Origin of the sequence: Blastococcus atacamensis, assembly GCF_002938425.1 — a bacterium.
Taxonomy (GTDB): Bacteria; Actinomycetota; Actinomycetes; order Mycobacteriales; family Geodermatophilaceae; genus Blastococcus; species Blastococcus atacamensis.
The window spans coordinates 21,143-28,775 of the sequence record NZ_POQU01000050.1; the positions used below are offsets into that span (position 1 = coordinate 21,143).

At 75.8% G+C, this 7,633-nt stretch carries 8 protein-coding genes; 6 read left to right on the forward strand and 2 right to left on the reverse strand.

Annotation, left to right across the window (positions count from 1 at the left end):
* Positions 1 to 52: 52 nt before the first annotated feature.
* The 6 genes from metK to C5508_RS12665 are packed head-to-tail and all read left to right on the forward strand — an operon-like array spanning position 53 to position 6,252.
* Positions 53 to 1,249 (forward strand): methionine adenosyltransferase, encoded by a 1,197-nt coding sequence (gene metK, locus C5508_RS12645; protein WP_104525306.1) that lies wholly within the window; start codon positions 53 to 55, stop codon positions 1,247 to 1,249.
* A 43-nt stretch (positions 1,250 to 1,292) separates the two neighbouring features.
* Positions 1,293 to 3,251 carry a primosomal protein N' gene (locus C5508_RS12650; RefSeq protein WP_269801783.1) on the forward strand — a complete coding sequence of 653 codons (1,959 nt, stop codon included), beginning with the start codon at positions 1,293 to 1,295 and terminating at the stop codon, positions 3,249 to 3,251.
* 28 nt (positions 3,252 to 3,279) lie between these two features.
* Entirely contained in the window at positions 3,280 to 3,420 is a 141-nt protein-coding gene (locus C5508_RS19575; protein ID WP_157944085.1) for a hypothetical protein, read from the forward strand.
* Positions 3,417 to 3,950 carry a peptide deformylase gene (def, locus tag C5508_RS12655; RefSeq protein WP_104525307.1) on the forward strand — a complete coding sequence of 178 codons (534 nt, stop codon included), beginning with the start codon at positions 3,417 to 3,419 and terminating at the stop codon, positions 3,948 to 3,950. The genes C5508_RS19575 and def overlap by 4 nt, the downstream gene beginning before the upstream one ends.
* Positions 3,899 to 4,876 carry a methionyl-tRNA formyltransferase gene (gene fmt, locus C5508_RS12660; protein ID WP_232797100.1) on the forward strand — a complete coding sequence of 326 codons (978 nt, stop codon included), beginning with the start codon at positions 3,899 to 3,901 and terminating at the stop codon, positions 4,874 to 4,876. Before def ends, fmt begins: the two co-directional genes overlap by 52 nt.
* Positions 4,873 to 6,252 carry an RsmB/NOP family class I SAM-dependent RNA methyltransferase gene (locus C5508_RS12665; RefSeq protein ID WP_104525308.1) on the forward strand — a complete coding sequence of 460 codons (1,380 nt, stop codon included), beginning with the start codon at positions 4,873 to 4,875 and terminating at the stop codon, positions 6,250 to 6,252. The genes fmt and C5508_RS12665 overlap by 4 nt, the downstream gene beginning before the upstream one ends.
* Before the next feature lie 52 nt (positions 6,253 to 6,304).
* Here the strand turns inward: C5508_RS12665 and C5508_RS12670 are convergent, their stop codons facing one another.
* Both C5508_RS12670 and C5508_RS12675 read right to left on the reverse strand, forming a co-directional pair.
* A complete protein-coding gene (locus tag C5508_RS12670; RefSeq protein WP_157944086.1) occupies positions 6,305 to 6,859 on the reverse strand; it encodes a hypothetical protein in 555 nt (184 codons plus the stop codon).
* 203 nt (positions 6,860 to 7,062) lie between these two features.
* Positions 7,063 to 7,633: HNH endonuclease signature motif containing protein (locus C5508_RS12675; RefSeq protein ID WP_198598055.1), on the reverse strand; the 571-nt coding region annotated here is incomplete at its 5' end.

Genomic DNA, 7,633 nt, shown 5'->3' on the forward strand with positions numbered 1-7,633 from the left:
CCGACCAGACGGCCGGTCACCGCGCGCCCGCCGACACCCCAGGGAGTACCGAGTGCCACGCCGCCTCTTCACGTCCGAGTCGGTGACCGAGGGCCACCCGGACAAGATCGCCGACCAGATCAGCGACTCGATCCTGGACGCCATGCTGACCCAGGACCCGCGCAGCCGGGTCGCGGTCGAGACCCTCATCACCACCGGCCAGGTGCACATCGCCGGTGAGGTGACGACGGCCGGTTACGTCGACATCCCGGCGATCGTCCGCGAGACGGTGCTCGGCATCGGTTACGACTCGTCGCGCAAGGGCTTCGACGGGGCCTCCTGCGGCGTCAGCGTTTCCATCGGCGCGCAGTCCCCGGACATCGCGCAGGGCGTCGACACCGCCTACGAGGCGCGCACCTCCGGCGGCGCCGACGACGAGATCGAGCGCCAGGGCGCCGGCGACCAGGGCCTCATGTTCGGCTACGCCACCGACGAGACGCCCGAGCTGATGCCGCTGCCGATCGCCCTGGCCCACCGGCTGTCCCGCCGGCTGTCGGCCGTGCGCAAGGACGGCTCGGTGCCCTACCTGCGGCCCGACGGCAAGACCCAGGTCACCGTGGTCTACGAGGACGACCGCCCGGTCGCCGTCGACACCGTGGTGGTCTCCTCACAGCACGCCGAGGACATCTCGATCGAGACGCTCCTGACCCCCGACATCGAGGAGCTCGTGGTCGAGCCGGAGCTGGCCGCTCTCGGACTGCCGACCACCGGCCACCGGCTGCTGGTGAACCCGACCGGGAAGTTCGTCATCGGCGGTCCGATGGGCGACGCCGGGCTGACCGGCCGCAAGATCATCGTCGACACCTACGGCGGCATGGCCCGGCACGGCGGCGGCGCGTTCTCCGGCAAGGACCCGTCGAAGGTCGACCGCTCGGCCGCGTACGCCATGCGCTGGGTCGCGAAGAACGTCGTCGCCGCGGGGCTGGCCCGGCGGTGCGAGGTGCAGGTCGCCTACGCGATCGGCGCCGCCCACCCCGTCGGTCTGTTCGTGGAGACGTTCGGCACCGGGACGGTGGCCGACGAGGCGCTGGAGAAGGCGATCCCCACGGTGTTCGACCTGCGCCCCGGAGCGATCGTCCGCGATCTGGACCTGCTGCGGCCGATCTACCGGCCCACCGCCGCCTACGGGCACTTCGGGCGCACGGACCTCGATCTGCCGTGGGAGCGCCTGGACCGGGTCGAGGCGCTCCGCTCGGCCGTGGGGGCCTGACCCGCTGAGCACCCCCGTCCCACCCGACGACCCGGGCCGCCCGATGGTGGCCCGGGTCGTCGTGGACGTGCCCCTGGCACACCTGGACCGGCCCTTCGACTACGCCGTCCCGGACACGTTCGCCGACACGGTCCGCGCGGGCTGCCGGGTGCGGGTGCGGTTCCACGGCCGGCTGGTCGACGGGGTGGTGTGGGAGCTCGCCGACACCACCGACTTCGCCGGCACCCTGCAGCCCCTGTCGCACGTGCCCTCGGGTGAGCCGGTGCTCACGCCGCAGGTCGCCCGGCTGGTGCGCGCCGTCGCCGACCGGTACGCCGGGACCGCCAGCGATGTGCTCCGGCTGGCGCTGCCGCCGCGCCGCGCCGCGGCGGAGAAACGGGACGCACCCACCCCCGAGGCGTTGCCCGAGGCGCCCGATCCGGCCGGTTTCGCCCGTTACCCGGCCGGCCCGGCACTGCTGGCCGCCCTGGCCGAGGGGCGCGCGGCGCGGGCGGTGTGGACCGCGCTGCCCGGGGAGGACTGGCCGACCCGGCTGGTGGAGCTGTGCCGGGCGGCGTTGTCGGGACGGCGGGGGTCGCTGGTCGTCGTCCCCGACGGCAAGGACCTGGACCGGCTGACCGCGGCCGCCGAGCGACTGCTGCCCCAGCACTCGTTCACCGTGCTGCGCGCCGACGATTCCCCCGAGAAGCGCTATCGCCGGTTCCTCGCCGCGTCGCGCGGCGCCGCCCAGGTGGTCCTCGGCACGCGGGCGGCGATGTTCGCCCCCGTGCGCGATCTCGGCCTGGTCGTGGTCTGGGACGACGGCGACGACCTGCACGCCGACGAGCACGCGCCCTATCCGCACGCCCGGGACGTGCTGGTGCAGCGGGCCTGGCTGGACTCCTGTGCCGCGGTGGTGGCCGGGACCTCCCGCACCGCGGAGGCCGCGGTGCTCGTGGAGTCCGGATGGGCGCACGAGCTGGTGGCCGACCGCGCGGCCCTGCGCGCTGCCGCGCCGCGGGTGCAGGCGCTCGGCGACGACTTCGAGCTGGCTCGTGACCCGGCCGCCCGCTCGGCGCGGCTGCCGTCGCTGGCGCACACCGCCGCGCGCAGAGCCCTGGCCGACGGCGCTCCGGTGCTGGTGCAGGTGCCGCGTCGCGGCTACGTGCCCTCGCTGTCCTGCGCACGGTGCCGGGCGCCCGCCCGGTGCGCCCACTGCGCCGGGCCGCTCGGCATCTCGCCCCGGCCTGGCCCCGGTGGCGCCCGCATCCCGGCCTGCCGGTGGTGCGCCCGCCCCGCGGCCACCTTCGACTGCCCGCACTGCCACGGCACGAAGCTGCGGGCCGCCGTCATCGGCGAGACGCGGACCGCCGAGGAGCTGGCGCGTGCCTTCCCGGGCGCGGTCGTGCGCACCTCCGGGAGCAGCACCGGCGTGCTGGCCACCGTGCCGGCCGGGCCGGCGCTCGTCGTCGCCACGCCGGGCGCCGAGCCGGTGGCCGAGGGCGGTTACGGCGCCGCGCTGCTGCTGGACTCGTGGGCGCTGCTGGGCCGGGCGGACCTGCGCGCGGGCGAGGAGGCCATGCGGCGCTGGATGAACGCCGCGACCCTCGTGCGCCCGGCCTCGGCCGGCGGGCAGGTGGTCGTGGCAGCGGACGCCGCCCACCCCGTCGTCCAGGCGCTGGTGCGCTGGGACCCGGCCTGGCTGGCCGAGCGCGAGGTGGCCGACCGGCGCGAGCTCGGGTTCCCACCGGTAACGCGGATCGCCTCGCTGTCCGCCTCGCCCGCCGCCCTGGCGGACTTCCTCGCCGCCCTGCGGCTGCCTGAGGACGCCGACCTGCTCGGGCCGGTCCCCGAGCCACCGCGGCACGGCCAGGAGGGGGAACGCGAGCGCTACCTGGTGCGGGTGCCGCGGACAGAAGGCGCCGCTCTGGCGCACGCGCTGGCGGAGGTCCAGGGCGTGCGCAGCGCGCGGAAGGCTCCCGAGCACGTCCGGGTGCAGCTGGACCCGCTCGACCTGGTGTGAGCCGTTCCTCGGCGGGCCTGCTGGATGCGTGCGTGCGATCGAGCTGCTCATCGGGCCGGACGACGTCGACCTGCCGACTCTCCCCACGACCGCGCTGCACGTCGCGGCCGCTGTCCGGACCGCGCTGGCCGAGGGGGAGCGGAAGGCGCCGCCTACGATCGACCGGTGAGCGTGACCCCCATCCGACTGTTCGGCGACCCGGTGCTGCACCGGCCGGCCGACCCGGTCGTCGACTTCGACGCGGAGCTCCGGCAGCTCGTCGCGGACCTGACCGACACCATGCACGCCGCCGGCGGGGCCGGCCTGGCTGCACCGCAGATCGGCGTCGGACTGCGGGTGTTCACCTGGTTCGTCGACGGCGAGGTCGGCCACCTGGTCAACCCCGACGTCATGCCGATCGGCGACGAGACCGAGGAGGGGCCCGAGGGTTGCCTGTCGATCCCGGACCTGCGCTTCGACTGCCGCCGGCACCTCTACGTCGCGGCGACCGGCTGGAACATGCACGGCGAGCCGATCCGGGTGGAGGGCTCGCACCTGCTGGCCCGCGCGGTGCAGCACGAGACCGACCACCTCGACGGCGTCCTGTTCGTCGACCGGCTCGACCCCGAGGCGCGCGCGGCGGCGCTGGCCGCGATCGAGGCGACCGAGTGGTCCGGCATGGGTGCCTGGATCCCGCGCGTGGAGGTGAGCCCCCACTGAGGCTCCTGTTCGCCGGCACTCCTGCGCCGGCCGTTCCCTCGCTCGACGCCCTGCTGGCCTCCGACCACGAGGTCGTCGCGGTGCTCACCCGTCCCGACGCGCGCTCCGGTCGCGGCCGCAAGGTCAGCCGCTCGCCGGTGGCCGAGCGGGCCGACGAGTCGGGCATCCCGGTGCTGCAGCCGGCCTCGCCGCGGGATCCGGAGTTCCTGGCGCAGCTGTCGGAGCTCGCGGTGGACTGCGCGCCGGTCGTCGCCTACGGCGCTCTCGTGCCCCGCGCGGCCCTCGACTCGCCGCGGCACGGCTGGGTCAACCTGCACTTCTCGCTGCTGCCCGCCTGGCGTGGGGCCGCGCCGGTGCAGCACGCGATCATGGCCGGTGACGAGGTGACCGGTGCCTCGACGTTCCTGCTGGAGGCGGGCCTGGACACCGGTCCGGTCTTCGGCACGGTGACCGAGGAAATCGGCCCGCGCGACACCGCCGGCGACCTGCTGGAGCGGCTGGCGGTCAGCGGCGCGGGCCTCCTGGTGGCCACCCTGGACGGCATCGAGGCCGGAGCGCTGGAGCCCCGGCCGCAGCCGGCCGAGGGGGTCAGTCTCGCGCCGAAGGTCGAGACGGCCGACGCGCGGATCGACTGGGCGCTGCCCGCCCACGTGGTGGACCGGCGCATCCGCGGGCTCACGCCCGCCCCGGGCGCGTGGACCACCTGGCGGGGCGAGCGCCTGCGCGTGGCACCGGTCGACCTGCTGCCCGGAGGACCGTCGCCGGCTCCGGGTGAGGTGCTGGTGGACGCCGGCACGGTGGTCGTGGGCACGGGGAACGGTGGGGTCCGGTTGTCGCAGGTGCAGCCGGCGGGCAAGCGGATGCTGCCCGCGGCGGACTGGGCGCGCGGCGCGCGGTTCGCCCCCGGTGAGCGGGTGGGGGAGTGACGCGTCCTCCGGCCCGGCGCGGGCCACGGCGGCACCCGGCGACCCGCCGTCCGGTGCTCGACGGCGCCAGGCTCACCGCCTACGACGTCCTGGACGCCGTCTCCTCCCGGGAGGCCTTCGCCAACCTGCTGCTCCCGCAGTTGCTGCGTGAGCGGAAGCTGGACGAGCGCGACGCCGCGTTCGCCACCCAGCTCGCGTACGGCGCGCTGCGCGCTCAGGGGACGCTGGACGCGATCCTCACCGGTCTGGTGTCCCGGCCGCTGGCCGAGCTGGACCCGCGGGTGCTGGACCTGCTCCGCCTGGGCGCCTACCAGATCATCGACCTGCGGGTCCCGGCGCACGCCGCCGTCGACACGAGCGTCGACCTCACCCGCGCGATCGTGGGCCCAGGCGCTGCCGGACTGGTCAACGCGGTGCTGCGCAAGGTCGCCGCCGGCGGCGATCGTGCGGCGTGGCTGGCGGCCCTGGGTGCCGACGGCGACCGCCGGCTGGCCCTGGCCACCGACCACCCGGACTGGATCGTCGAGGCCTGGCGGGACGCGCTGGACGGCGAGGACGAGCTCGAGCCCGCACTGCTCGCCGACGACGCCGCCCCCGAGGTGCACCTGGTGGCCCGGCGCATGGATCGCGAGGAGCTGATGGCCGAGTCCGGCGGTGAGCCCGGACCCTGGTCGCCGTACGCGGTGCGCCTCGGTGGGGGAGACCCCGGCCGGCTGGCGTCGGTGCGCACCGGTCGCGCGGCGGTCCAGGACGAGGGCAGCCAGCTCGCCGCGCTCCTGCTCACCCGCGCGCCGCTCGAGGGCCCGGACACCGCATGGCTGGACATGTGCGCCGGCCCGGGGGGCAAGTCCGGGCTGCTGGCGGCCACCCGCCCCCGGGGGGTGCGCCTCACCGCCGCCGATCGGGCGCCGCACCGCGCCGATCTCGTGCGGCAGGCACTGCGCGACGAGGAGGACGTCGAGGTCCTCGCCGCCGACGGGACGCAGCCGCCGTGGCAGCCCGGCTCGTTCGACCGGGTCCTGCTCGACGCGCCCTGCACCGGGCTGGGGGCGCTGCGACGCCGACCCGAGGTGCGCTGGCGGCGTACTGCCGAGGACGTCGAGCCGCTGGCCGAGCTGCAGACGCAGCTGCTGGACAGCGCGCTGCGCTCGGTCCGCGTCGGTGGCGTCGTCGCCTACGTGACCTGCTCGCCGCACGCCGCCGAGACCGTCGACGTGGTGGACGCCGCGGCCCGGCGCGACGACGTCGAGGTGCTGCCGGTCGCCCCGCTGTTCCCCGAGGTGCCCGGCCTCGCGCGGGGGAACTCCGGACAGCTGTGGCCGCACCGGCACGGCACCGACGCCATGTTCATGGCGCTGCTCCGCCGCACCCGGTAGGACCGCCGAGACGTCGCCGGATCAGCCGGTCAGCGCGGCGGCACAGTCGACCTCACGCTGACCGCTCACGGCCCGGTCTCCGGGGACGGCGCTGGTGTTCGGGCGAGCCAACGCTGCGCCGCGTCCCGTTCCGCAGCGAGGTGTCGGAGCGAGAGAGCCCCGACCACGACGCTCGGGATCGCCCACAGCGCCGCCGCGGGTTCGTCGCGGAACACGGCAGCGCCGACGACGGCCAGTGCGAGCCCCCGAAGAGCACGAAGATGACACCGAGGCCCTGTTGATGCTCCTGGAGCACCCGCTCGGCCTCGCGGTCCACCGCGGCCCGCAGGTGCGGGCGTGGCTCGGCGGAGGCGCGGAGCGCGACCCCGATCTCGATGCGGGCCAGGTACTGGTCGCGTCGCCGCCACCACTGCCACCGCTCGACCAGCGCGAAGCCGACCAGGCTGCTCAGCGGGAGGTACACGCCCTCGTGCCCGGTCAGCGGCCACAACGCCGTCACCACCGCCAGCTGGGACAGGAGCAGCGCCGCGTAGTGCCGGCGGACCTGACGGTGGGCATGCGGGCGCAGCTCCGCAGAGACCCGCGCCATGCCAGACATTCCGGTCACCCTAGGAAGATGGCTGGTCCGCGGCGCACCGGTCACCCGATCGTGTGCCGGTGCCCTGCGCCCGACCGTCGGCTCAGAAGGGCGGGGATCGTCCGCCGGTTCGGGTGGGAGCTGCGGTGGTTCGGTCAGCACCCGGTAGCCGGGTGGTCGGCTGATCCGGGTGACGCCTGAGGGCGTGAGAAGGGCGAGCACGCCGTCGTCGCTCATGGGTGCTGCCAGCCGGGGGCGAAGGTCTTGAGCCGGTGGTGGCGACGGCACAGGCAGCAGAGGTTCGCGCAGGAGGTCTCGCCTCCGTTGGCGTGGGGGATGACGTGGTCGAGGTCGGCCCAGCCGGCGCGCACGGTGCAGCCGGGGTGGCGGCAGGTGCGGTCGCGGGCCTTGAGGAAACGCTGCTGGGCCTCCGAGGGGCGGTAGCGGTCCACCGCCGCCGGCGGGCCCAGCAGCGGGCATCGGCAGCTGGTGTCGGGGTGGGTGGGGCAGCCGTGGCGGGCCAGCCGGCCGAGTTCCGTGCGGTTGGTGAGGGCGAGCAGCGCGCCGGTGGCGTCGGTGATCGCGATGTCCAGGCTGCCGCCGGGTGGTGCCTGCAGCCCGCCGGGGCAGAGCGCGTCGAGCCGGGTGAGCAGCTCCCGCAGATGGGCGGCGGTGACCGGCTCGCCGTCGACCTCGCCGACCGCCGCAGCGGTGCCGGGCGGGGTGAACGCGGCCGGCCGTGGGCCGCCGGTGGGCGGGAACGCCGCCGGGGTGAGCGCGTTCAGGGGGGCGACCACGGTCAGG

Coding starts and splice junctions, on each gene's coding strand:
- C5508_RS12650 (WP_269801783.1), top strand. CDS start 1,293: ATGGTGGCCCGGGTCGTCGTGGACGTGCCCCTGGCACACCTGGACCGG.